Origin of the sequence: Streptomyces sp. NRRL S-244 (assembly GCF_000717915.1) — a bacterium.
In the GTDB taxonomy this organism is placed as follows: domain Bacteria; phylum Actinomycetota; class Actinomycetes; order Streptomycetales; family Streptomycetaceae; genus Streptomyces.
This window is the reverse complement of the sequence record NZ_JOCX01000006.1, coordinates 33,622-56,968: the sequence shown is the minus strand read 5'-3', so window position 1 is coordinate 56,968 and position 23,347 is coordinate 33,622. Positions and strand designations below refer to the sequence as shown.

Genomic DNA, 23,347 nt, shown 5'->3' with positions numbered 1-23,347 from the left:
CTGGCGGTTTTCCGACATCAAGCGTAGCCGCCGCACGTGCCGCGGCATGCGAAAGCCCCCGGTGCCTGACGGCGGCCGGGGGCCTCGTACGTACTGCGGCTGCCCCTGTTACGGGAGCTGCGACGCCGCTCGCGCCTCGCGGCGGTTGTGGCGGAAGGTGTTCGCTCGACGGGTCGTCGCGAACAGCGGGATCGTCGCCGCCAGGGCGATCTGCAGCGCGCAGCCCGCCTGGAGGAGCAGCTGACCGCCCGGGGCGTCGAACGCCCAGGCCGCCAGGAGGCCCATGGCCCCGATGATCCAGCTCAGCATCGCCACCGCGAGGACGCCCCGCGGCTTCGGGTACTCGACCCGGCTCACCATCAGCCAGGCCACCCCGATGATCGCCAGCAGCGTCGGGACGAACGGGAGCTCCAGCAGCACGATCGAGACGACCGTCAGCGCGCCGAAGGGGCTCGGCATGCCCTGGAACATGCCGTCCTTCATGGTCACGCAGCTGAATCTCGCGAGTCTGAGCACCACGGCCAGCAGCACCACGATCGCGGCCAGCGCGGACATCTTCTGCACCGCGTCGTCGGCGACCATGCCGTACACGAGCACGAAGTACGCGGGAGCCAGGCCGAAGCTGATCAGGTCGGACAGGTTGTCCAGCTCGGCGCCCATCGGCGAGCTGCGCAGCTTGCGGGCCACGATGCCGTCGAAGAGGTCGAAGACCGCGGCGAGCAGCATCAGTATCACCGCCGTCGCGGCGCTGTTGCGGGCCATGCCCGACTCGCCGCTGCCGGTGAGGTGCGGGATGAGGATCCCGGTGGTGGTGAAGTACACCGCCATGAATCCGCACGTCGCGTTGCCGAGGGTGAGGGTGTCCGCTATCGACAGCCGCAGCGAGAGCGGCATGTCGTCCTCGGCGGACTCCTCCTCCGCGGCTTCGGGCACCCAGCCGCCCGACGGCGTGGTGGGAGTCTCAGGGTCAGTCACGGTCAATTCGGGTCACCCCCGCGGTGGTGGCCTGGCCGACCTCGACCGCGACCTCGACACCCTCGGGGAGGTAGATGTCGACGCGGGAGCCGAAGCGGATCAGACCGATGCGTTCGCCCTGCTCCACCTTGGTACCGGCCGGCAGGTACGGGACGATGCGGCGTGCGACGGCGCCGGCGATCTGCACCATCTCGATGTCGCCGAGCTCGGTGTCGAAGTGCCAGACAACGCGCTCGTTGTTCTCGCTCTCCTTGTTGAACGCCGGGACGAACCCGCCCGGGATGTGCTCCACGGACGTCACCGTGCCCGCGAGGGGCGCGCGGTTGACGTGGACGTTCAGCGGGCTCATGAAGATCGCGACCCGGGTCCGCCCGTCCTTCCACGGCATGATGCTCTGCACCACACCGTCGGCGGGCGAGATGACACGGCCCTGCGTGATCTCACGCTCGGGGTCGCGGAAGAACCACAGCATGCCCGCCGCGAGAGCGGTGGTGGGCACGGCCACCGCGGCCCAGCGGCCGGACTTGCGGGCCCGGGTGAGGCTGAGCGCAGCGGTGGCGACGGTCGGCAGGAGCCACGGCGATGCTCCGCGTGCGAGACGTCCGTTCAGGAAGCCGACGCGAGGTGCAGAGGTTTGGCTGTGGGGCATGGATGACCTTCGTAGCGGGTGATTGCCGCGCCGCAAACAGGGGGACGGGACGGCGGCTTTACTGGAATGCTATCGGTTGCACGCAACAACTGGGCAAGCCAGAAGCCGAGTCGATGGCCGCCAGCCAGTGACTGCCAGTGATTCTTTTGCGACGGACCCATGGAGGATCCGCCGCAAAAGGGACTTTCAGCCCTGGAGTCGGTACTCCTCGAGCAGGCGCCGGCCGATGATCATTTTCTGGATCTCGGCCGTTCCTTCACCGATCAACAGCATCGGTGCCTCACGGTAGAGGCGCTCGATCTCGTACTCCTTCGAGAATCCGTAGCCGCCATGGATACGGAAGGCGTCCTCGACTACCTCCTTGCAGTATTCGGAGGCGAGGTACTTCGCCATCCCTGCCTCGAGGTCGTTTCGTTCCCCGGAGTCCTTTTTGCGTGCTGCATTGACCATCATCGCATGGGCGGCCTCGACCTTGGTAGCCATCTCGGCCAGCTTGAACTGAATGGCCTGGTGCTCCGCGATCGGCTTGCCGAAAGTGTGACGTTGCTGGGCATAAGAGACACCCAGCTCGAACGCACGCTGAGCGACGCCACAGCCACGCGCCGCCACGTTGACGCGGCCGACCTCGACCCCGTCCATCATTTGGTAAAACCCTCGGCCCGTCTGGCCTCCGAGGACCCGATTGGCCGGAATGCGCAGTCCGTCCATGATCAGCTCGGTGGTGTCGACGCCCTTGTAGCCCATCTTGTCGATCTTGCCCGGGATGGTCAGGCCCGGACGGACCTCACCGAAGCCCGGCTCCTTCTCGACGAGGAAGGTCGTCATCGACTTGTGCGGGGCCGTGCCCTCGGGGTGTCCTTCGTCACTGCGGACCAGAACGGCCACCAGGGTCGAGGAGCCGCCGTTCGTCAGCCACATCTTCTGGCCGTTCAGGACGTACTCCTCACCGTCCTTCACCGCCTTGGACGTGATGGCCGACACGTCGGAGCCCAGCCCCGGCTCGGACATCGAGAACGCGCCGCGCACCTCGCCCAGCGCCATGCGGGGCAGGAAGTGGTCCTTCTGCTCCTGGGTTCCGTGCTGCTTGAGCATGTACGCCACGATGAAGTGGGTGTTGATGATGCCCGAGACGGACATCCAGCCCCGCGCTATCTCCTCCACGCACAGCGCGTAGGTGAGCAGCGACTCACCCAGGCCGCCGTACTCCTCCGGAATCATCAGGCCGAAGAGGCCGAGCTCCTTGAGGCCGTCGACGATCTGCTGCGGGTACTCGTCACGGTGTTCGAGCTCGGTCGCGACCGGGATGATCTCCTTGTCGACGAACTCCCGGACGGTCTTGAGGATCTCCCGCTGGACGTCGGTCAGCCCGGCGGTCTGGGCGAGTCGGGCCATGGCTACTTCCCCTGTTCCTTCAGCTGCGGGCGGCCGGGCTGCTCGCCGCCGCGCTCCTTGATGTACGTCTCCGTCGGGACCATCACCTTGCGCCGGAAGACGCAGACGAGGGTGCCGTCCTGCTTGTAGCCCTTGGTCTCCACGTAGACGATCCCGCGGTCGTTCTTCGACTTCGACGGGGTCTTGTCGAGGACCGTGGTCTCGCCGTAGATGGTGTCGCCGTGGAAGGTCGGCGCCACGTGCCGCAGCGACTCGATCTCCAGGTTGGCGATGGCCTTCCCGGAGACGTCCGGCACGGACATGCCGAGCAGCAGCGAGTAGATGTAGTTGCCCACGACCACGTTCTTGCCGAAGTCGGTCGTGTTCTCCGCGTAATTGCTGTCCATGTGGAGCGGGTGGTGATTCATGGTCAGCAGACAGAAGAGGTGGTCGTCGTACTCCGTGACCGTCTTCCCGGGCCAGTGCTTGTAGACCGCGCCGACCTCGAACTCCTCGTACGTGCGTCCGAACTGCATGGTGCTCAGGCCTCCGGGATCTCGAACTTCGACGTGCGCTGCATGCCCGCCGCGCGGCCCTTGCCGGCGATGACCAGGGCCATCTTGCGGCTGGCCTCGTCGATCATCTCGTCGCCGAGCATCGCGGAGCCCTTCTTGCCGCCCGCCTCGGAGGTGCACCAGTCGTACGCGTCGAGGATCAGCTCGGAGTGGTCGTAGTCCTCCTGGGAGGGGGAGAAGACCTCGTTGGCCGCGTCGACCTGGCCCGGGTGCAGCACCCACTTGCCGTCGAAGCCGAGGGCGGCGGCGCGCCCGGCGACCTCGCGGTACCCGTCGACGTTCTTGATCTGGAGGTAGGGGCCGTCGATCGCCTGCAGGTTGTTCGCCCGGGCGGCCATCAGGATCTTCATCAGGATGTAGTGGTAGGCATCCGCCGGGTAGCCGGGCGGCTGCTCGCCCACGACCAGCGACTTCATGTTGATGGAGGCCATGAAGTCGGCCGGCCCGAAGATGATCGTCTCCACGCGCTGGGAGGCCTGCGCGATCGCGTTGACGTTGTTGAGGCCCTGGGCGTTCTCGATCTGCGCCTCGATGCCGATCTTGCCGACCTCGAAGCCCATCGTCTTCTCGATCTGCGTCAGCAGCAGGTCCAGCGCCACGATCTGCTGGGCATCCTGGACCTTCGGCAGCATGATGCAGTCGAGGTTCTGGCCCGCGCCCTCCACCACCGTGATGACGTCGCGGTACGTCCAGTGCGTGGTCCAGTCGTTGACGCGCACGACCCGGGTCTTGCCGGTCCAGTCGCCGTTGTTCAGCGCGTCCACGATCGTGTGGCGGGCGCCTTCCTTGGCGAGCGGCGCGCAGGCGTCCTCGAGGTCGAGGAAGACCTGGTCGGCCGGCAGGCCCTGGGCCTTCTCCAGGAAGCGCGGGTTCGAGCCCGGCACCGCGAGGCAGGAGCGGCGCGGCCGAAGGCGGTTCACGGGAGACGTGGGCGTGGTCATGCGGGGACCTCCAGAGGGTCGAGCTTGTTCGCTTTCCGGATCTCGTCGACGATACGGCCGATGATCTCCGTGATACCGAAGTCCTTGGGTGTGAAGACGGCAGCCACTCCGGCCGCCTTGAGGGCGATGGCATCGGCGTTCGGAATGATGCCGCCGAGGACGACGGGGATGTCACCCGCCCCCGCCGTACGGAGGCGTTCCAGCACGTCCGGCACGAGCGCGCTGTGCGAGCCGGACAGGATGGACAGTCCCACGCAGTGCACGTCCTCGGCCAGCGCCGCCGAGGAGATCTCCTCGGGCGTCAGCCGGATGCCCTGGTAGACCACCTCGAATCCGGCGTCGCGGGCCCGTACGGCGATCTGCTCGGCGCCGTTGGAGTGCCCGTCCAGGCCGGGCTTGCCGACCAGCAGGCGCAGCCGGCCGGAGCCCAGGTCCTCGGCGGTCCGCGCGACCTTCTCGCGGACGAGGGCCATCGGCGTGCCCTCCTCGGCGGTGACCGCCACCGGGGCCGAGGAGACCCCGGTCGGGGCGCGGAACTCGCCGAACACCTCGCGCAGGGCGTTCGCCCACTCGCCGGTGGTGACACCGGCCCGGGCGCACTCCAGGGTGGCCTCCATCAGGTTCTCGGTCCCGGCCGCGGCCTCCTTGAGCCGGTCCAGGGCCTGCATCACCGTCGGGAAGACGAACGGGTCGCCGTTGCCCTGCCGGTCCGAGGACTCCTGCCGCTCGGCCCGCCAGCGGACGATCCGCTCCACGGTCAGCGCCTCGACGGCCGGGTCGACCGTCATGATGGCGCCGTCCAGGTCGGCCGTCAGCGGGTTCTCCTCGGTCTGCTCGAAGCAGTTGACGCCGACGATCTTGTCCTCGCCGGCCTCGATCCGGGCGCGCCGCTCGGCGTGCGAGGAGACCAGCTGGGACTTCAGGTACCCGGACTCGACGGCGGCCATCGCGCCGCCCATCTCCTGGATCCGGTCGATCTCGGCCAGGCAGTCGACGACCAGGGAGTCGACTTTGGCCTCGATGACGTGGGACCCGGCGAAGATGTCCTCGTACTCCAGCAGGTCGCTCTCGTGCGCCAGGACCTGCTGGATGCGCAGCGACCACTGCTGGTCCCAGGGCCGGGGCAGACCCAGCGCCTCGTTCCAGGCCGGCAGCTGCACCGCGCGGGCGCGGGCGTCCTTGGAGAGGGTGACCGCGAGCATCTCCAGCACGATGCGCTGGACGTTGTTCTCCGGCTGCGCCTCGGTCAGGCCGAGGGAGTTGACCTGGACGCCGTAGCGGAAGCGGCGCTGCTTGGCGTTCTCGATGCCGTAGCGCTCGCGGGTGACCTGGTCCCAGATGCGGCCGAAGGCGCGCATCTTGCACATCTCCTCGATGAAGCGGACGCCCGCGTTCACGAAGAACGAGATACGGGCGACCACTTCGCCGAAACGATCCTCCGGGACCTGGCCCGAGTCGCGCACCGAGTCCAGCACGGCGATCGCCGTCGACATCGCGTACGAGATCTCCTGGACCGGGGTGGCCCCGGCCTCCTGGAGGTGGTACGAGCAGATGTTGATCGGGTTCCACTTGGGGATGTGGTTGACCGTGTACGCGATCATGTCCGTCGTCAGGCGGAGCGAGGGCCCGGGCGGGAAGACGTGCGTCCCGCGCGAGAGGTACTCCTTGACGATGTCGTTCTGGGTGGTGCCCTGGAGCTGGGCGATGTCAGCGCCCTGCTCCTCGGCGGCCACCTGGTAGAGCGCCAGCAGCCACATGGCGGTGGCGTTGATCGTCATCGAGGTGTTCATCTGCTCCAGGGGGATGTCCTGGAACAGCCGCCGCATGTCGCCCAGATGGGAGACCGGGACCCCGACCCGGCCCACCTCGCCGCGGGCGAGGATGTGGTCGGGGTCGTAGCCGGTCTGCGTCGGGAGGTCGAACGCGACCGACAGGCCGGTCTGTCCCTTGGCGAGGTTGCGGCGGTACAGCTCGTTGGACGCCTCGGCCGTGGAGTGGCCGGCGTACGTCCGCATGAGCCACGGACGGTCTTTCTGGCGCTCTGTCATCTCAGGCTGTCCCTTTGGCCCTTGAACGGTCTCGGACGGTCGGGCGGATCAGATGTTGCGGAAGCGGTTGATGGCTTCCAGGTGCGTCGCACGCATCTCGTGGTCGCGCACGCCCAGGCCCTCCTCGGGGGCCAGCGCCAGGACGCCGACCTTGCCCTGGTGGAGGTTGCGGTGGACGTCGTACGCGGCCTGGCCGGTCTCCTCCAGGGAGTAGACCTTGGACAGCGTGGGGTGGATCTTGCCCTTGGCGATCAGGCGGTTGGCCTCCCACGCCTCGCGGTAGTTCGCGAAGTGCGAGCCGATGATCCGCTTGAGCGACATCCACAGGTAGCGGTTGTCGTACTCGTGCATGTAGCCCGAGGTCGAGGCGCAGGTGGTGATGGTGCCGCCCTTGCGGGTCACGTAGACGCTCGCGCCGAAGGTCTCCCGGCCGGGGTGCTCGAAGACGATGTCGATGTCCTCGCCGCCGGTCAGCTCGCGGATGCGCTTGCCGAAGCGCTTCCACTCCTTCGGGTCCTGGGTGTGCTCGTCCTTCCAGAACTTGTAGCCCTCGGCGCTGCGGTCGATGATCGCGGTCGCGCCCATGGAGCGGCAGATGTCCGCCTTCTGCGGGCTGGAGACCACGCAGATCGGGTTGGCGCCGCCGGCCAGCGCGAACTGGGTGGCGTACGAGCCGAGTCCGCCGCTGGCGCCCCAGATCAGGACGTTGTCGCCCTGCTTCATGCCGGCGCCGTTGCGGGAGACCAGCTGGCGGTAGGCGGTGGAGTTGACCAGGCCGGGGGAGGCGGCCTCCTCCCAGCTCAGGTGGCCGGGCTTCGGCATCAGCTGGTTGGACTTGACCAGTGCGATCTCGGCGAGGCCGCCGAAGTTCGTCTCGAAGCCCCAGATGCGCTGCTCGGGGTCGAGCATCGTGTCGTTGTGGCCGTCGGAGGACTCCAGCTCGACCGAGAGGCAGTGCGCGACGACCTCGTCGCCCGGCTTCCAGGAGTTGACGCCGGGGCCGGTGCGCAGCACGACGCCCGCGAGGTCGGAGCCGATGACGTGGTACGGGAGGTCGTGGCGCTTGCTGAGGTCGCTGAGCTTGCCGTAACGCTCCAGGAAGTTGAAGGTCGACACCGGCTCGAAGATCGACGTCCAGACCGAGTTGTAGTTGACCGACGAGGCCATGACGGCCACCAGGGCCTCGCCCGGGCCGAGCTCCGGGACCGGGACCTGGTCGAGGTGCAGGGACTTGCGCGGGTCCTTCTCACGGGTGGTGAGCCCCGCGAACATCTCCGCCTCGTCCTTGTGCACGGTGATCGCGCGGTACGAGTCGGGGAGCGGCAGGGCCGCGTAGTCGGCGGCCGTAGCGGCCTGCGACTGAATCGCGTCCAGGATGTCCTTCACGGTGTTGCCTCCGGCGAAGCGCTGATGAGGGTGCGCTGAGGGATACGCAGGTGCGTGGAACGGGTGTGGTGTGGTGGTGCTGCGGTGCTGCGAATGCCGTCGGTCCGGCGGAGCTGTGGTGCGTGCGTGACGCCCGTGGTGGGGCGTGCGTGCGGCCTGGTGACGCAGGCATCCGGGGCGCGGTTCGTGCCGAGTGGGCGTGGACCGCGGGGACATCCGGACGAGATTCAACGTATGGCACCCCGTGTCACTCAGCAAGGCACCGCGTGCCAAAACTTTCTCTCATTTGCCTATTGACCTGCGCAGATGAGCGATGATCGATCAGAGTTACCGGTGAGTAGGGGCAAGTCGGACAAACAAAAGTGGCCGCCCCCGGAACGGGAGCGGCCACTGTGACGTGTGCGACTACTGCTTGTTTCTGAGTGCCTCTTCGATGGTCCGCATGACCTCGTCGAGCGGGGCGTCCGTACGGGCCACCGCCACCAGCACCTCGCCCTGCGTACGGATCTCCGCCGGCGCGGCCGGGGCCGGGGCCGGCGCGGTGCCGAGGGTGCGGCCCGCGCCGATCCCCGTGCCGAAGGTCTTCCGCACGATCGAGAAGGCGTGGTCCAGCTGCGCCTCCACGTCCCCCTGGCCCCCCGCCCGCAGCCAGCGCCGCAGCACGTGGTTGTGGGCCGTCACCACCGCCGACGCGGCCACCTCCGCCAGCAGCGGGTCGTCATTGCCGTCGTGGTGGTCGGTCTCGTCGAAATGGGCCAGCAGGTAGCGGGTGAACAGCCGCTCGTACCGGGCGACCGACGCGATCTCCCGCTCCCGCAGCGCCGGCACCTCGCGGGTCAGCCGGTAGCGCTCCACCGACACCGCCGGCGACGCGGCGTACATCTTCATGACTTCCTTGATCCCGCGGCACACCGTGTCGAGCGGGTGCTCGTGCGCCGGGGCCACGTCCAGCACCGCCTCGGCCCTGGTCAGGGTGTCGTCGTGGTCCGGGAAGATCGCCTCTTCCTTGGACCGGAAGTGCCGGAAGAAGGTCCTGCGCGCCACCCCCGCGGTCGCGGCGATCTCGTCGACCGTCGTCGCCTCGTACCCCTTGGTCGCGAACAGCTCCATGGCGGCGGCGGCGAGCTCACGGCGCATCTTGAGACGCTGGGCGGCCGCCTTGGTGCCGGCCGCGCTCTCCGTGCTGTCGGAGGCCGTGGCGGCGCGGGACGAGGTCTTGGCGGGCTGGGACATAGAGCGAAAGTACTTCATTTGCGCGGGGGAGCGCGCCTGAGGGGGGTGGGGAAGGGAGGGATGCGGGGGAGGGCCCGCACTGGGCACACAGTGCTCGTCGGGAGGGTTCGCCTGCCGTGAGGGAGCGGCAGGCCCGAGCAACCCTCCCCACGCATCCGGCTCTGGGGGCACCTGGCCAGGGCGCTGCTTACCGGCGGGCGTACTCACGGAATCCGCGGCCGGTCTTGCGGCCCAGGCAGCCCGCCGCCACCAAGTGCTCCAGCAGCGGGGACGGGGCCAGGCCGGGGTCGCGGAACTCCTTGTGGAGCACCTTCTCGATCGCCAGCGAGACGTCCAGGCCGACGACGTCGAGGAGCTCGAAGGGCCCCATCGGGTAGCCGCCGCCCAGCTTCATCGCCGCGTCGATGTCGTCGAGGCTCGCGTAGTGCTGCTCGACCATCTTCACGGCGTTGTTCAAGTACGGGAACAGCAGCGCGTTCACGATGAAGCCGGCCCGGTCCCCGCAGTCCACCGGGTGCTTGCGCACCTTGACGCAGATCTCGCGGACCGTGGCGTGCACGTCGTCGGAGGTCAGGACGGTCCGGACCACCTCGACCAGCTTCATCGCCGGAGCCGGGTTGAAGAAGTGCATGCCGATCACGTCCTGCGGACGCGAGGTCGCGCGGGCGATCGCGATCACCGGCAGCGAGGAGGTCGTGGTGGCCAGCACCGCGCCCGGCCGGCAGACCTTGTCGAGGGCGGCGAACAGCTCCTGCTTGACCGCCAGGTCCTCGGCGACGGCCTCCACGGCCAGGTCCACGTCGGCGAAGGCGTCCAGCGAGCCGGCCGGGCTGATCCGCTCCAGCGTCTGCGCCGCGTTCTCCTCGGTCAGCTTGCCCTTGGACACCGCACGGTCCAAGGACTTGCCGATCGCGGCCTTCGCGGCGGACGCCTTCTCCTGGCTGCGGGCGGCGAGCACCACCGCGAAGCCGGCCTGCGCGAAGACCTGCGCGATACCGCTCGCCATGGTGCCCGAGCCGGCCACGCCGACCTTCGTGACCGGGCGGCCCTCGCCGAGCCGGGCCCCGTCCAGCGGGGTCTGCGCGTCGCGGACGATCGTGGAGCCGCCCGGCTCCCCGTACGTGTAGAAGCCGCGCCCGGACTTCTGCCCGGTCAGGCCGGCCTCGGCGAGGTGGCCCAGGATCGGGGCGGGGGCGTGGAGCCGGTCGCCGGAGGACGCGTACATGGCCTCCAGGACGGTCCGGGCGGTGTCCACGCCGATCAGGTCGAGCAGGGCGAGGGGGCCCATGGGCAGACCGCAGCCGAGCCGCATCGCCGCGTCGATGTCCTCGCGGGAGGCGTACTTCGACTCGTACATCGCGGCGGCCTGGTTGAGGTACCCGAAGAGCAGGCCGTCCGCGACGAAGCCGGGGCGGTCGCCGACGGAGACGGGCTCCTTGCCGAGCTCGCGGGCCAGCGCGGTGACCGCCTCGACGGCCGGCGGGGCGGTGAGGACGCTCGAGACCACCTCGACCAGCTTCATCGCGGGGGCCGGGTTGAAGAAGTGCAGGCCGAGGACGCGCTCGGGGCGCTGCGACTCGGCGGCGAGCCGGGTCACCGACAGGGCGTTGGTGCCGGTGGCCAGGATGGTGTCGGGGCGGACGATCGCGTCGAGCTCGCGGAAGAGGCGCTGCTTGAGCTCGTAGCTCTCCGGGACGACCTCGATGACGAGGTCGGCGTCGGCGGCGGCGGTCAGCTCGGTGAAGGTGCGGAAGCGGGCGAGCACGCCCTCCCGCTCCTGCTCGGTGAGGCGCTCGCGGGCCACCGAGCGGGCCGTGGCGGCCGCGAGGGCGGCGGTGGCCCGGCGGGTGGCGGCTTCGCTGATGTCGATGCCGATGACCTCGCGGCCGGCCTGGGCGAGGACCTCGGCGATGCCGGTGCCCATGGTGCCGAGGCCGACGACGGCGATGGTCTGGAAGGCCGACTGGCCGGTGGACTGACTGGACGTGGACGGAAGGTCCATCGCGGGACTCCAGTGGAAGAGGGTGACGACTGAGGGGCCGCACGGCGCACGACGCGCGGCGGGAGATCCGGCCCGCGAAGAGCGCGGGGCGGAGAACGGCGGACCCTGTCCCGGGGCCACGCCGTACACGAAAGGCAGCAGGGGTAGCTGATGCACATGAGTCGTGGAGCTACCGAACCGACTGATACGGGGCGGCTGCGTCACCAGGCCGGCCTCGTACGTTGAAAGGAGCGTAACCCGCGGGTAACTGCCGCGCCAGAGCACGGAGATGTGACCTGTACCGCCCAAATGTACCGATCATCGATCATCGATCAGCCATCTGCGGAAACCCGGCGTGGCGGCGGCCGCGCCGCCCTAGGGTGGCCGGGTGAACGACGTGCTGGAGCGCCTGCGAACGGAAGCCGGGCAGTCGGGGGAGTCAGGGGGGTCCGACGCATCCGGGGAGTCCTCCCGATACGCGGAACTGCTCGCGGCCGACCCCGACGCGCTGGCCGCCTCCCTGACCTCCGCCGGCCTGCCCCTGTGGGCCCGCGAACTGGCCGCGTACCGCCTCGGCCTGGCCGGCGACCGGCGGGCCTTCGAGCCGCTGGTGCTGCTCCTCAACCACCGGGACCCGCCGCGCTGCGCGGCCGCCGCCGAGGCGCTCGCCGCCCTCGGCGACCCGCGCACCGCCCGCGCGGCGGCGGCCCTGGCCACCAACACCCTGCGCACGGCCTACGCCCTCCAGCCCGTACGGCTCCTCACGACCCTGCGCGCCCCCGAATCGGCGCCGGTCCTGATGGCCACGCTGTCGCGGCTGCTGTCCCCGCACGAGCCGTACTGGCGGGTCGCCCTGGCCTGCGTCGAGGGCCTCGGCACCCTCGCCGACCCGCGCGCCCGCGAGATCCTGACCCAGGCCCAGTCCCACCCCCGCCTCGCGGTGGCGGCGACGGCGGCCCTGCGCAAACTGCGGCGACCGCGCTGACATGATCGACCGCATGATCGACTTCACGAGCAGGCCCGACGACAGCCATGACCACCGCCATGACGACCGCCGCATCACCCGCATAGCCGCGCCGGAAGGCGTCCACCCCGGTACGGGCTACAGCCATGTCGCCTGGGGCACCGGGCGCTTCATCGCCGTCTCCGGCCAGTGCGCCTTCGACGAACAGGGCCGGATCGTCGGCGAGGGCGACGCCGCCGCGCAGGCCCGTCAGGTGTTCGAGAACCTCCGGCGCTGCCTGGCCGCGGCCGGGGCGACCTTCGGCGACGTGGTGAAGCTGACGTACTTCGTCACGGACATCGCCCACCTCCCGGCGGTCCGGGAGGCGCGCGACGCCGTCATCCCCGCCGACCGGCTGCCGGCGTCCTCGGCCGTCCAGGTCGCGGCGCTGGTCCGCCCGGAGCTCCTGCTGGAGGTTGAGGCCTTCGCGGTCCTGCCGGACCCGCCCGTCCCGTCAGTCGGAGGCTGAAGCCTTCCCGCCCGAGGAGTGGGCGGCCACGGGCTCGCGCCCCGCGGCGCCCTCTGGCTGCCGGCCCAGGACCACACCGGGCCCGCCCGCGGCGGGCGCAGCGGGCGCGGCGGACGGGCGGCGACGGTTCGCCGCCTGCTGGACCCGCTTGCCCAGGCGCTGCGCCGGCAGCTCGACCAGGCGGTACATCAGGTGGCTCGCGACCAGCAGCACGCCGAGGAAGATCGCCGTCCAGGCGATCTTCCCGAGCGTCGACTCCGGCATCGGCGGAACCCCCAGCGGCGGACCGATCGTGCGCAGCAGCGGGAAGTGCAGCAGGTACATCGAGAAGCTGATCGCGCCGAGCCAGGTCAGCGGCTTCGGGAAGCGCCGCCCCCGCAGCAGGAAGCAGAGGCCGAACAGGACCCAGGCCGCGAGGTACGAGAGCGACCAGGCCTTCCAGCCCGAGGTCCAGGTGCTCTCCTGGACCCCGTTCCGGTTGTACAGCCACCCGACGAGCACGCCCGCGGCGATCACGAACCCGCAGGTGAGCAGGGCCGGGACCCGGCCGAGCCCGCCGTGCTGCGCCCGGTACACGGCGGTGCCGGCGAACATGGTCGCGAAGATCATCAAGGTTTCGAACGCAACGGCCCGGCTGTTCAGCGTGATCAGCACCAGGCCGAGTCCGCCGAGCAGCAGTGCCCCCGCCGCGGTCGCCTTCCGGTTGCCGCTGAGCACGCCCCAGAAGCCCACGAGGACGATCGGCGTGACGATCATCAGGAGCAGCCGGACCGAGCCGAGCTCCGTCAGCAGCAGCTGGGGGGCGAGGGCCGTGCCGATCGCCAGCGCGGCGCCGGCGAAGGCCACCGCGATCGGGGCGCTGTGCCGGTGCAGGCCGCGGGTGAACAGGGCGGTGACGAAGAAGTAGAAGACCATCTCGTAGCAGAGCGTCCAGGTGACGTTCATGCCGTTGATGACGCCCAGCATGTCCTGGAGCATCAGGCCGTTCGCGACCAGCGAGGCGAGGTTGTCGCCGGTGCGCAGCAGCGCGACCGAGCCGTCCCCGGCCGGGAGCATCATGATCGCGGCGACGAAGGCGACGATGACGGCCGGGTAGATCCGGAAGAGCCGGCCGATCCAGAATCCGCGGACGTCGCCCCGGCGTTCCAGGGAGGCCGGGATGATGTAGCCGCTCACGATGAAGAAGAGCATGACCCCGAACACGCCGAGGTCGAAGTTCCGCCAGACGATCCCGCCGAACGGCAGCATCCGCAGTACGTCGAAGTGGTGCAGGACGACGACCAGGGCGGCCATGCCGCGGAGCGCGTCCAGCCAGCCGAGCCGGGAGCCGGCGGCGGAGCCCGCGGCCGAGGCGGCCTTCCGTCGGGCGAGCGGGGATATCAGCTTCTTCACCGCAGGGACCCTAGCTCATGTCCGCGCGTCCCGTCCCCGTTCACCGAGGTGCCGGGGACGGGACGGGTCGAACGCCGCAAACCGGTATATACGGCAGCGGTTTGATCGTTACCCGCGGAAGCCCAGGAGGCCGTGGAGGGCCGTGCCGCCGGCGGTCGTGGGGACCGCGCGGGTGGACGTGGTCGGCTTCGGGGCCGGCTGGGCGGGGCAGGTGGCGTCCGAGGCCTGGCCCGTCCGCAGGTACGCCGCCACCTTCTCGTCCAGGCACTTGTTGCCGCTGAGCGCGACCCCGTGGTTGCCGCCGCCCTCCTCGACCACCAGCGCCGAGCCCTTCAGCTTCCCCTTCATGCTCAGCGCCCCCTCGAACGGGGTCGCCGCGTCCTCCGTCGCCTGGAGCAGCAGGGCCGGCGGGAGCCCGGCGTTGCTCACGTCCGGCGCCGCCAGCGGCTCCGTCTGCCAGAACGCGCACGGGGCGTTGTACCAGGCGTTGTTCCAGGTCATGAACGGAGCCTTCGCGTGGGTGCGCCACATGTCCGCACGCCACTGGTTCCAGTCCTTCGGCCAGGCCGAGTCCCGGCACTGGACCGCCGTGTACACGCTGTAGCCGTTGCCCGCGGACGGCTCCACCGCCCCGAACCGCTGGTACGCCGCCACCAGCGGCTTCGGGTCCTTCGCCACCTCGTACGCCGAGAAGGCCTCGGCGAGGACCGGCCAGTAGCCGTTGTAGTAGCCGCCCGGCATGTACGTGTCCTCCAGCTCCGCCGGGCCCACCTTGCCGCCCGCCGGGGCCCCGCGCAGGGCGTCCCGCATCGCGTACCAGCGCTCCTCGACCCCCGCCGGGTCGGTGCCCAGCCCGTACTTCTCGTCGTACTGGGCCACCCAGGCCAGGAAGGACTTGTGCCGGGCGTCGAACGCCTGGTCCTGCGCGAGGTTGTCCTCGTACCAGACCCCGCCCGGGTCGACCACGGAGTCCAGGACCAGGCGGTGCACCCGGTCCGGGTGGAGTTTGGCGTACACCGCGCCCAGGTAGGTCCCGTACGAGTAGCCGAAGTAGCTGAGCTTCGCCGCGCCGAGGGCCCCGCGCAGCACCTCGATGTCGCGGGCGGCGGAGACGGTGCCGATGTACGGGAGCACGTCCGCGTGCTTGGTCTGGCAGGACTCGGCGAAGGACTTCACCCGGTCCAGGTTGGCCTGCTCGGTCTGCGCGTCGAGCGGTACGGAGTCCGGGCGTACGGGGGTGAAGTGGCCGGGCCCGCAGTCCAGGGTGGGCTCGCTCTTGCCGACGCCCCGGGGGTCGAAGCCGATCACGTCGTACTGGGCGGCCACGTCCTTCGGCAGCGCGGACGCGATGAACCCGGCCAGGGCCCGGCCGCTGCCGCCGGGCCCGCCGGGGTTGACCAGGAGCGGGCCCTGCGAGGTGGCGGCGGTGTGCGGGACCCGGGTCAGGGCCAGGGAGATCTGCCGGCCGGCCGGGTGGTCGTGGTCGAGCGGGACCTTGAGGGAGGCGCACTGCAGCGTCGGATAGCGCGGGGTCGCACAGCCGGTCCAGCGCAGCGCGGCGGGCGCGGCGAGCGGCGTGGCCGCCGCCGGCGCGGCACCCGCCGGGCTCGTGACGACGGCGGCCACGGTCGCGGTGGCGACCGACAGCAGGACGGCGGCGCGCTTCGTCAGCGCGCCGCGCTTCTTCGCAGGGTGCAGCATGGGGCCTCCCAGCCGAGGGTTCTGGGCGGAATCGTCCCGGAAACCAGGCCCGGAAGGCGGTATTGGGCCGCTGATTGGCCCGATGTGATGAGCCTTCAGCGGCCGTACGAGGTCACAGGAGGCTGAGCTGGACCGGATCGGCGGGCGCGGGCCCGGCGGGGCCTTCCGGGACGGGGATCCGGCGGGCCGCGCCCCGCCGGGAGGGCCCGATGCCGAATTCGGCGGCGAGCTCGTGGACTTGCCGGGTGATCTGCCGCTGGTACCAGGTGGGTGCGTACGAGCCGCCCGCGTACATCCGCTCGTAGCGTTCGACGAGGTGGGGGTGGTGGGCCCCCAGCCACGCCGTGAACCACTCGCGGGCGCCCGGCCGCAGATGGAGTACCAGGGGTGTCACGGAGGTCGCCCCGGACTCGGCGACGGCCCGGACGGTGGCCCGCAGCTGCTCGGGGGAGTCCCCGAGGAAGGGGATCACCGGGGCCATCAGCACCCCGCACTCGATCCCGGCGTCGGTGAGGGTCCGTACGGCTCCCAGCCGGGCGGCGGGGGAGGGCGTGCCGGGCTCGACGGTCCGCCACAGGGCGGTGTCGGTGAAGCCGACGGAGACGGAGATGCCGACGTCGGCCACCTCGGCGGCCTGCCGCAGGAGCGGGAGGTCGCGCAGGATCAGCGTCCCCTTGGTCAGGATGGAGAAGGGGTTGGCCCGGTCGCGCAGGGCCTCGATGATCCCGGGCATCAGCCGGTAGCGGCCCTCGGCGCGCTGGTAGCAGTCGACGTTGGTGCCCATGGCGATGTGCGCGCCGGCCCACCGGCTCGAAGCGAGTTCGCGGCGCAGCAGTCCGGGGGCGTTGGTCTTGACGACGATCTGCGAGTCGAATCCGATGCCGGTGTCGAGGTCGAGGTAGCTGTGGGTCTTGCGGGCGAAGCAGTACACGCAGGCGTGGCTGCACCCGCGGTACGGGTTGACCGTCCACTCGAACGGCATGCGCGAGGCGCCGGGCACCCGGTTGAGGACCGAGCGGGCGCGGACCTCGTGGAAGGTGATCCCGCGGAACTCGGGGGTGTCGAACGTCCGTGTGACGACGGAGGCGGCCCCGAAGAGCGCCCCCGCCGCGTCGGGGGCCCCGGGCCCGCCCGTCAGATTGTCCCAGCGCATGAGCGCCTCCCTCGGTGTCTCGGCCCCGAGAATAGAACAAACGTTCCCATGATCGTGCGGGCCCGGGGCCGCGCTCCCCGTCCGCGTGCGCTGCCGCGTCCGACCCGGATTTGGGCGCTTGCCCCGGAGGTGGTTGGCTTGCCGCGAAGAGCGGACACAACTGCTGGAGGAACAGCCATGGCGCAGGTCGAGGCCACCACGGAGCGGATCATCGCGGCCGACGCGGAGACGGTGTTCGACGCGCTGGCGGACTACACCGGGACCCGGGGGAAGCTGCTGCCCGAGCACTTCAGCGAGTACGAGGTGCGCGAGGGCGGCGACGGCGAGGGCACCCTCGTCCACTGGAAGCTCCAGGCCACCAGCAAGCGCGTACGCGACTGCCTGCTGGAGGTCACCGAGCCGACCGACGGCCAGCTCGTGGAGAAGGACCGCAACTCCACCATGGTCACCACCTGGGTCGTCACCCCGGCGGGCGAGGGCAGGTCCAAGGCCGTGGTCACCACCGTCTGGAACGGAGCCGGCGGCATCGGCGGCTTCTTCGAGCGCACCTTCGCCCCCAAGGGCCTCGGCCGGATCTACGACACCCTGCTGGCCAACCTGGCCGCCGAAGTCGAGGGCTGAGCAAGGCGGTTGCCCCGCTGCGACAGTGCCGCCGGCGCCGGGCGGCTCACCGGATCGGGTGGACTTACCCTCCGACGTGAGCCCCCGGCCCGGGCGTGCCCCCGGGCCGGAGCGGGCCCGCGAGGCTAGGCTGGAACCCTGCGCGGAAGCAGCGTGGAGGCCTGCCCGGACGGCTTCGCCCGTGTCGGCCGCCCAGCGGCGACGCGCCGCGCGCAGCCGACCGCCCGGGGGGCCCGATGAAGATCCTCGTCTCCGCCGACATGGAAGGCGCCACGGGCGTCACCTGGCCCGCCGACGTCCTGCCCGGCACCCCCCAGTGGGAGCGCTGCCGCACCCTGTTCACCTCCGACGTGAACGCGGCCGTCCTCGGCTTCCTCGACGGCGGCGCCGACCAGGTCCTCGTCAACGAGGCCCACTGGACCATGCGGAACCTGCTCCTCGAACAGCTCGACGACCGGGCCGAGATGCTCACCGGCCGCCACAAGTCCCTCTCCATGGTCGAGGGCGTCCAGCACGGCGACGTCGACGGCATCGCGTTCGTCGGCTACCACACCGGCGCCGGCTCCGAGGGGGTCCTCGCCCACACCTACCTCGCCAACTCCATCACCGGCGTCTGGCTGAACGGGACCCGCGCGAGCGAGGGGCTGCTCAACGCGCACGTCGTCGCCGAATACGGAGTGCCCGTCATCCTCGTCACCGGCGACGACCTGACCTGCGCCGACGCCGACGGCTACGCGCCCGACGCGCTGAAGGTCGCCGTCAAGGACCACGTCTCCCGCTACGCCGCCGTCTGCCGCACCCCGGCCCGCACCGCCGCCGACATCCGGGCCGCCGCCAAGGAGGCCGCGGCCCTCGCCGTACGCCGGGATCCCGTGCGCGGCGGCCCGTACACCGTGGAGCTGGAGTTCGACGCGGCGCACCTGGCGATGGCCGCCACCGTCGTCCCGGGCGCCGAACGCTTCGGGGAACGCAGGGTCGCGTACACCAGCGAGACGATGTACGAGGGGATCCGGACCTTCAAGGCGGTCACGACGGTCGTCTCGGCAGCCGTGGAGGAGCAGTATGGCTGACATGCCCGCAGTCACCCAGGAGTCCCCGGTCGACCAGGTCGCGCTCGACGAAGCCGTCGCGTTCACCTCCGGCCTGATCCGCATCGACACCACGAACCGGGGCGGCGGCGACTGCCGCGAGCGCCCCGCCGCCGAGTACGTCGCCGAGCGGCTCGCCGCGGCAGGCCCGGAGCCGGTCCTGCTGGAGCGCACGCCCGGCCGCACCAACGTGGTGGCCCGGATCGAGGGCAGCGACCCCGGCGCCGAGGCCCTCCTCGTCCACGGCCACCTCGACGTGGTCCCCGCCGAGGCCGCCGACTGGAGTGTGGACCCCTTCTCCGGGGAGATCCGCGACGGGGTGGTCTGGGGCCGCGGCGCCGTCGACATGAAGAACATGGACGCGATGGTGCTGGCCGTCGTACGGGCCTGGGCGCGGGCCGGCGTCACACCGCGCCGGGACATCGTGATCGCCTTCACCGCGGACGAGGAGGACAGCGCGGTCGACGGCTCGGGATTCCTCGCCGACCAGTACGCGCACCTCTTCGAGGGCTGTACGGAGGGCCTGAGCGAATCCGGCGCCTTCACCGTGCACAACGGCCCCGGCCAGGCCCTCTATCCGATCGCGGCCGGTGAACGCGGCACCGCCTGGCTGAAGTTGACCGCCCACGGAGCGGCGGGCCACGGCTCCAAGCCCAACCGGGCCAATGCCGTCAGCAGACTCGCCGGCGCCGTGGCCCGGATCGGCGAGTACCACTGGCCCGTCCGGCTCACCGGCACGGTCGCCGCCTGCATCACCCAACTCGCGGCCCTCCAGGGCCTGTCGGTCGACCCAGGCGCCCGCGGCTTCGACCTCGACGCGGTCCTCGGCAAGCTCGGCCCGGCCGGCCTCCTCGTCGATGCGACCGCGCGCAACAGCGCCAACCCGACCATGCTCAGCGCCGGTTTCAAGCTCAACGTCATCCCGGGCACGGCCACCGCGTACGTGGACGGCCGGATGCTGCCCGGCACCGAGGCGGAGTTCATCGCCACCCTCGACGAGCTCACCGGCCCCGACGTCACCTGGGAGTTCCACCACCGGGAGGTGGCCCTCGAAGCCCCCGTGGACGGGCGGACGTTCGGGATCCTGCGCGAGTCCGTGGAGCGCTTCGACCCCGAAGGGCACGTGGTGCCGTTCTGCATGGCGGGCGGCACCGACGCCAAGCAGTTCTCCCGGCTCGGGATCACCGGATACGGCTTCTCCCCGCTGAAGCTGCCGCCCGGCTTCGACTACTGGTCCCTCTTCCACGGCGTGGACGAGCGGGTCCCCGTCGACGCCCTGCACTTCGGCGTGCGCGTCCTCGACCACGCCCTGCGGACCCTGTGATGGTGACCCTGTGATGGTGAGCCGGTGATGGCGGCGGCGACCGGGCCCTACGGCAGCTGGCCCTCGCCCCTCGACGCGGCCGCCGCCGCCTCGCTCGACGGGCGGCCCGAGTACGTGGGCACCGTCGGCCCCGAGGTGTGGTGGACCGAGCCCCGCCCGGCCGAGGGCGGCCGCCGCACCCTGGTGCGCCGGCCCGCCGACGGCGGCCCCGAGGCCTCGGTGCTGCCGGCCCCGTGGAACGTCCGCAGCCGGGTCACCGAGTACGGGGGCCGGCCCTGGGCGGGCACCGAACGGCCTTCGGGTGGCCCCCTGTTGGTGTTCGTCCACTTCGCCGACCAGCGGATGTACGCGTACGAGCCCGACGCGCCCGGCGGCGGCCGCGCCCCGCGGCCCCTCACCCCCGTCTCCGTGGTCGGAGGCGGACTGCGCTGGGCGGATCCCGTCCTGCGCGCCGGCGAAGTCTGGTGCGTGCTGGAGGAGTTCATCGGGCCGGCGCCGACCGACGTACGCCGGGTGCTGGCCGCCGTACCGCTGGACGGCTCGGCCGCCGAGGACCGGTCGCTCGTGCGCGAACTCACCGACGACCGGCACCGGTTCACCACCGGGCCCCGGCTCTCCCCCGACGGGCTGCGGGCGGCCTGGCTGGTGTGGGACCACCCCCGGATGCCGTGGGACGGCACCGAGGTACGGCTCGCCGAGGTCAAGCCCGACGGGACGCTGACCGGGGCCCGCACCGTACTCGGCGGCCCCGAGGAGTCCGTGGCCCAGGTGGAGTGGACCTCCGGCGGGGCCCTCCTCGCCGTGAGCGACCGCAGCGGCTGGTGGAACCCGTACCGGGTGGATCCGGCGACCGGCGAGGCCGTCAACCTGTGCCCGCGCGAAGAGGAGTTCGGCGGGCCCCTGTGGAAGCCCGGGCTGAGCTGGCTGGCCCCGCTCCCCGGCGGGCTCCTCGCCGTCCTGCACGGCCAGGGCTCCTCCGTGCTCGGCGTCCTCGACCCGGAGAGCGGCGACCTGGTCGACGCCGCCGGACCGTGGACGGCCTGGCAGCCCACCCTCGCCGCGTACGGCAACCGCGTCTACGGGGTCGCGGCCAGCCCGCGCAGCGCCTACGAGGTCGTGGAGCTCGACGTCGAGGACGGGCACGCGCGGGTGGTCGGCGCGGCCGGGGTGGACCCGGTGGACCCCTCGTACTACCCCGAACCGCAGAGCCGGACCTTCCTCGGCCCGGGCGGGCGGGAGATCCACGCCCACGTCTACCCGCCGCACCACCCCGCACGCCGGGCCCCCGCCGACGAACTGCCCCCGTACGTGGTGTGGGCGCACGGCGGCCCCACCGACCACGTCCCGCCCGTACTCGACCTGCACATCGCCTACTTCACCTCGCGCGGCATCGGCGTGGCCGAGGTGAACTACGGCGGCTCCAGCGGCTACGGGCGCGCCTACCGGGAGCGGCTGCGCGAGCAGTGGGGCGTCGTCGACGTGGAGGACTGCGCGGCGGTGGCCCGCGCCCTGGCCGCCGAGGGCACCGCGGACCGGGCCCGGCTCGCCATCCGCGGCGGCAGCGCGGGCGGCTGGACGGCGGCGGCCTCACTGGCGGCCACCGACCTGTACGCCTGCGGGACGGTCATCTACCCCGTGCTGGACCTGCTGGGTTTCGCCGAGGAGACCCACGACCTGGAGTCCCACTACATCGACGGCCTGGCCGGACCGCCGCAGACCCTGGCCGTACGGTGCCGCGAGCGCTCGCCGCTGGCCCGGGCCGGGCGGATCACCGCCCCGTTCGTACTGCTACAGGGGCTGGAGGACCCGGTCTGCCCGCCCGCCCAGGCGGAGCGGTTCCTGGCCGCGCTGCGGGGGCGGCCGGTGCCGCACGCGTACGTCGCCTTCGAGGGCGAGGGCCATGGGTTCCGGCGGGCGGAGACCATGATCCGCGCACTGGAGGCGGAACTCTCCCTGTACGCCCAGGTGTTCGGAATCGAGCGGACGGACGTCCCGCGCCTGGTACTGGAGCCGAGCCCGGCCGCCGCCGACGGGCCCGAAGGCACCTGGCCGGTGAAGTTCCCTAGCCCGTAGGGAGGTTGAGCCCGCTGTAGATCTGGTTGAGCACGGTGGGCAGCAGGGCCTGGGCGGTGGTGCGGCCGTCCGGGGACAGGGTCAGGTTCGTCCAGATCACGAGCGTGACGTCGTTGGCCGGGTCGTAGCCGATGAAGGAGTTGAAGCCCGGGAGCTCACCGCCGTGGTAGTACATCGCGGAGTTCGGGCCGAAGCGCTGGTAGGTGATGCCGTAGCCGTATTTCTGGCCGTCGTGCACGGCCGGGTCCTCGGCCTGCGGGCTGCGGAGCCACTGCCGTTGCGATGCGGGGTCCAGGACCTTGCCCGTCACCAGGGACCGGATCCAGGTGGCCAGGTCGTCGGCGGTGGAGACGGCCCCGCCGGCGGCGGTGGCGTAGGAGGGGTTCTGCCGGGTGTAGTCGACGGGCCGGAGCTTCCCCGACCGCGCCGCCTCGCGCATCGCGGGGGAGTACGGGTCGTCGGCCAGCGCGTAGACCGAACCGCCGTACATGTAGCCGTGCGCGGAGGGCTCGGGCAGGGACCGGTCGTCGGCGGCCGGCAGCAGCGTCCCCTTCATCCCCAGCGGGGTGAACAGCCGGTCCCGGAACTGCTGGGCCAGGGGCCGGCCGCCAGCCTTCTCGGCGACCAGGCCCAGCAGGGCGTAATTGGTGTTGGAGTACTCGTAGGACGCGTCCGGCGCGAAGTTCGGCGGGTGCCGGAAGGCGATGGCCAGGACCTGCTGCGGGGTCCACGCCTTGCCGGGGTCGGTGTCCAGCGTCGCCGAGAGTTCGGGCGCGTTCGTGTAGTTGTAGAGCCCGCTGCGCATCTTCAGCAGTTCGGCCAGGGTGATGTGCGCGCCGTTCGGCACCCCCGGGACGTAGGCGGACACCGGGTCGTTCAGCCGGAGCTTGCCGTCCTGGGCGAGGAGCATGATCAGCGCTGCCGTCATGGTCTTGGTGTTGGACGCGATCCGGAAGTGGTCGTCCGTGCCCGGCGGCCTGGCCTTGCCCAGCTCCGACGTGCCGACGACGGCCCGGTACGTGCCCTGCGGGGTGCGCAGCAGCACCACCGCCCCGGGCACCATCAGCTTCTTCGCCGCGCGGTCGACGGTGGCCTGGAAGGCGGCCGGCTCGATCGGCTTCAGGGGCGGTGGGATACGGGTGGGGGCGGGGGCGGTCATCGTCGCCGCGGGAGCGGGCGTGGGCGACGGGGCGGCAGGTGTCATGGCGGTGGCCGCGCCGAGCGGAATGCCGCCCCCCGCGATCAGGAGGGCGACGCAGGGTGCCAGCAAGACCGTACGCCGGCGTGCTCGGGAGGTCCTCATGCACTCACCCCAACCCGATTTGGGCAGAATCACCCAATTTTAGCAGCGCGGCCGGTGGCGG

Annotated in this window: 19 protein-coding genes; 6 read left to right on the top strand and 13 right to left on the bottom strand. The window is 71.2% G+C overall.

Annotation, left to right across the window (positions count from 1 at the left end):
• Positions 1-108 precede the first annotated feature (108 nt).
• The 9 genes from pssA to IF02_RS0109095 all read right to left on the bottom strand — a co-directional run bounded on the left by pssA (position 109) and on the right by IF02_RS0109095 (position 11,180).
• On the bottom strand, positions 109-933 hold the full coding sequence (gene pssA / locus IF02_RS0109135) for a CDP-diacylglycerol--serine O-phosphatidyltransferase (RefSeq protein ID WP_030155141.1): 825 nt from the start codon (positions 931-933) through the stop codon (positions 109-111).
• Between the two features lie 34 nt (positions 934-967).
• Positions 968-1,624, bottom strand: a complete 657-nt coding sequence (locus IF02_RS0109130) for a phosphatidylserine decarboxylase (protein ID WP_030155138.1) — start codon at positions 1,622-1,624, stop codon at positions 968-970.
• Between the two features lie 186 nt (positions 1,625-1,810).
• On the bottom strand, positions 1,811-3,016 hold the full coding sequence (locus IF02_RS0109125; protein WP_030155136.1) for an acyl-CoA dehydrogenase family protein: 1,206 nt from the start codon (positions 3,014-3,016) through the stop codon (positions 1,811-1,813).
• Positions 3,017-3,018: 2 nt separating this feature from the next.
• Positions 3,019-3,531, bottom strand: a complete 513-nt coding sequence (locus IF02_RS0109120) for a MaoC family dehydratase (RefSeq protein WP_030155134.1) — start codon at positions 3,529-3,531, stop codon at positions 3,019-3,021.
• 5 nt (positions 3,532-3,536) lie between these two features.
• Positions 3,537-4,511: an HpcH/HpaI aldolase/citrate lyase family protein gene (locus IF02_RS0109115; RefSeq protein ID WP_030155132.1), complete on the bottom strand. Its 975-nt coding sequence runs from the start codon at positions 4,509-4,511 to the stop codon at positions 3,537-3,539.
• Positions 4,508-6,559, bottom strand: coding sequence for a protein meaA (locus IF02_RS0109110; RefSeq protein ID WP_030155130.1), 2,052 nt, complete (start codon positions 6,557-6,559; stop codon positions 4,508-4,510). Before IF02_RS0109110 ends, IF02_RS0109115 begins: the two co-directional genes overlap by 4 nt.
• Positions 6,560-6,607: 48 nt before the next feature.
• Positions 6,608-7,945 (bottom strand): crotonyl-CoA carboxylase/reductase, encoded by a 1,338-nt coding sequence (gene ccrA, locus IF02_RS0109105; RefSeq protein ID WP_030155128.1) that lies wholly within the window; start codon positions 7,943-7,945, stop codon positions 6,608-6,610.
• Between the two features lie 405 nt (positions 7,946-8,350).
• Positions 8,351-9,178 carry a TetR family transcriptional regulator gene (locus IF02_RS0109100; RefSeq protein WP_030155126.1) on the bottom strand — a complete coding sequence of 276 codons (828 nt, stop codon included), beginning with the start codon at positions 9,176-9,178 and terminating at the stop codon, positions 8,351-8,353.
• A 187-nt stretch (positions 9,179-9,365) separates the two neighbouring features.
• Entirely contained in the window at positions 9,366-11,180 is a 1,815-nt protein-coding gene (locus tag IF02_RS0109095; protein WP_051696029.1) for a 3-hydroxyacyl-CoA dehydrogenase family protein, read from the bottom strand.
• A gap of 367 nt (positions 11,181-11,547) precedes the next feature.
• On the opposite strand from IF02_RS0109095, the gene IF02_RS0109090 reads away from it, so the two are divergent.
• Positions 11,548-12,144: an adenylosuccinate lyase gene (locus IF02_RS0109090; RefSeq protein WP_030155122.1), complete on the top strand. Its 597-nt coding sequence runs from the start codon at positions 11,548-11,550 to the stop codon at positions 12,142-12,144.
• A 13-nt stretch (positions 12,145-12,157) separates the two neighbouring features.
• Complete coding sequence (locus IF02_RS0109085) at positions 12,158-12,631, top strand: RidA family protein (RefSeq protein WP_078621986.1); 474 nt, start codon at positions 12,158-12,160, stop codon at positions 12,629-12,631.
• Here IF02_RS0109085 and IF02_RS0109080 read toward each other — a convergent pair.
• The 3 genes from IF02_RS0109080 to IF02_RS0109070 all read right to left on the bottom strand — a co-directional run bounded on the left by IF02_RS0109080 (position 12,617) and on the right by IF02_RS0109070 (position 16,877).
• Positions 12,617-14,023, bottom strand: a complete 1,407-nt coding sequence (locus IF02_RS0109080; protein WP_051696027.1) for an acyltransferase family protein — start codon at positions 14,021-14,023, stop codon at positions 12,617-12,619. The two genes, IF02_RS0109085 and IF02_RS0109080, sit on opposite strands and share 15 nt — an antisense overlap.
• Positions 14,024-14,131: 108 nt before the next feature.
• Complete coding sequence (locus IF02_RS0109075) at positions 14,132-15,724, bottom strand: alpha/beta hydrolase (protein WP_030155118.1); 1,593 nt, start codon at positions 15,722-15,724, stop codon at positions 14,132-14,134.
• 112 nt (positions 15,725-15,836) lie between these two features.
• Positions 15,837-16,877, bottom strand: coding sequence for an Rv2578c family radical SAM protein (locus IF02_RS0109070; protein WP_030155116.1), 1,041 nt, complete (start codon positions 16,875-16,877; stop codon positions 15,837-15,839).
• 177 nt (positions 16,878-17,054) lie between these two features.
• On the opposite strand from IF02_RS0109070, the gene IF02_RS0109065 reads away from it, so the two are divergent.
• From IF02_RS0109065 to IF02_RS0109050, 4 genes are all read left to right on the top strand, one after another.
• Complete coding sequence (locus IF02_RS0109065; RefSeq protein WP_030155115.1) at positions 17,055-17,498, top strand: SRPBCC family protein; 444 nt, start codon at positions 17,055-17,057, stop codon at positions 17,496-17,498.
• A 236-nt stretch (positions 17,499-17,734) separates the two neighbouring features.
• Positions 17,735-18,568 (top strand): M55 family metallopeptidase, encoded by an 834-nt coding sequence (locus IF02_RS0109060; RefSeq protein WP_030155113.1) that lies wholly within the window; start codon positions 17,735-17,737, stop codon positions 18,566-18,568.
• Positions 18,561-19,910 carry a M20/M25/M40 family metallo-hydrolase gene (locus IF02_RS0109055; RefSeq protein ID WP_030155112.1) on the top strand — a complete coding sequence of 450 codons (1,350 nt, stop codon included), beginning with the start codon at positions 18,561-18,563 and terminating at the stop codon, positions 19,908-19,910. Before IF02_RS0109060 ends, IF02_RS0109055 begins: the two co-directional genes overlap by 8 nt.
• A 27-nt stretch (positions 19,911-19,937) precedes the next feature.
• Positions 19,938-21,983 carry a prolyl oligopeptidase family serine peptidase gene (locus tag IF02_RS0109050; protein ID WP_078621973.1) on the top strand — a complete coding sequence of 682 codons (2,046 nt, stop codon included), beginning with the start codon at positions 19,938-19,940 and terminating at the stop codon, positions 21,981-21,983.
• Here IF02_RS0109050 and IF02_RS0109045 read toward each other — a convergent pair.
• On the bottom strand, positions 21,973-23,286 hold the full coding sequence (locus tag IF02_RS0109045; RefSeq protein WP_078621972.1) for a serine hydrolase domain-containing protein: 1,314 nt from the start codon (positions 23,284-23,286) through the stop codon (positions 21,973-21,975). The genes IF02_RS0109050 and IF02_RS0109045 overlap by 11 nt on opposite strands.
• Between the last annotated feature and the right edge of the window lie 61 nt (positions 23,287-23,347).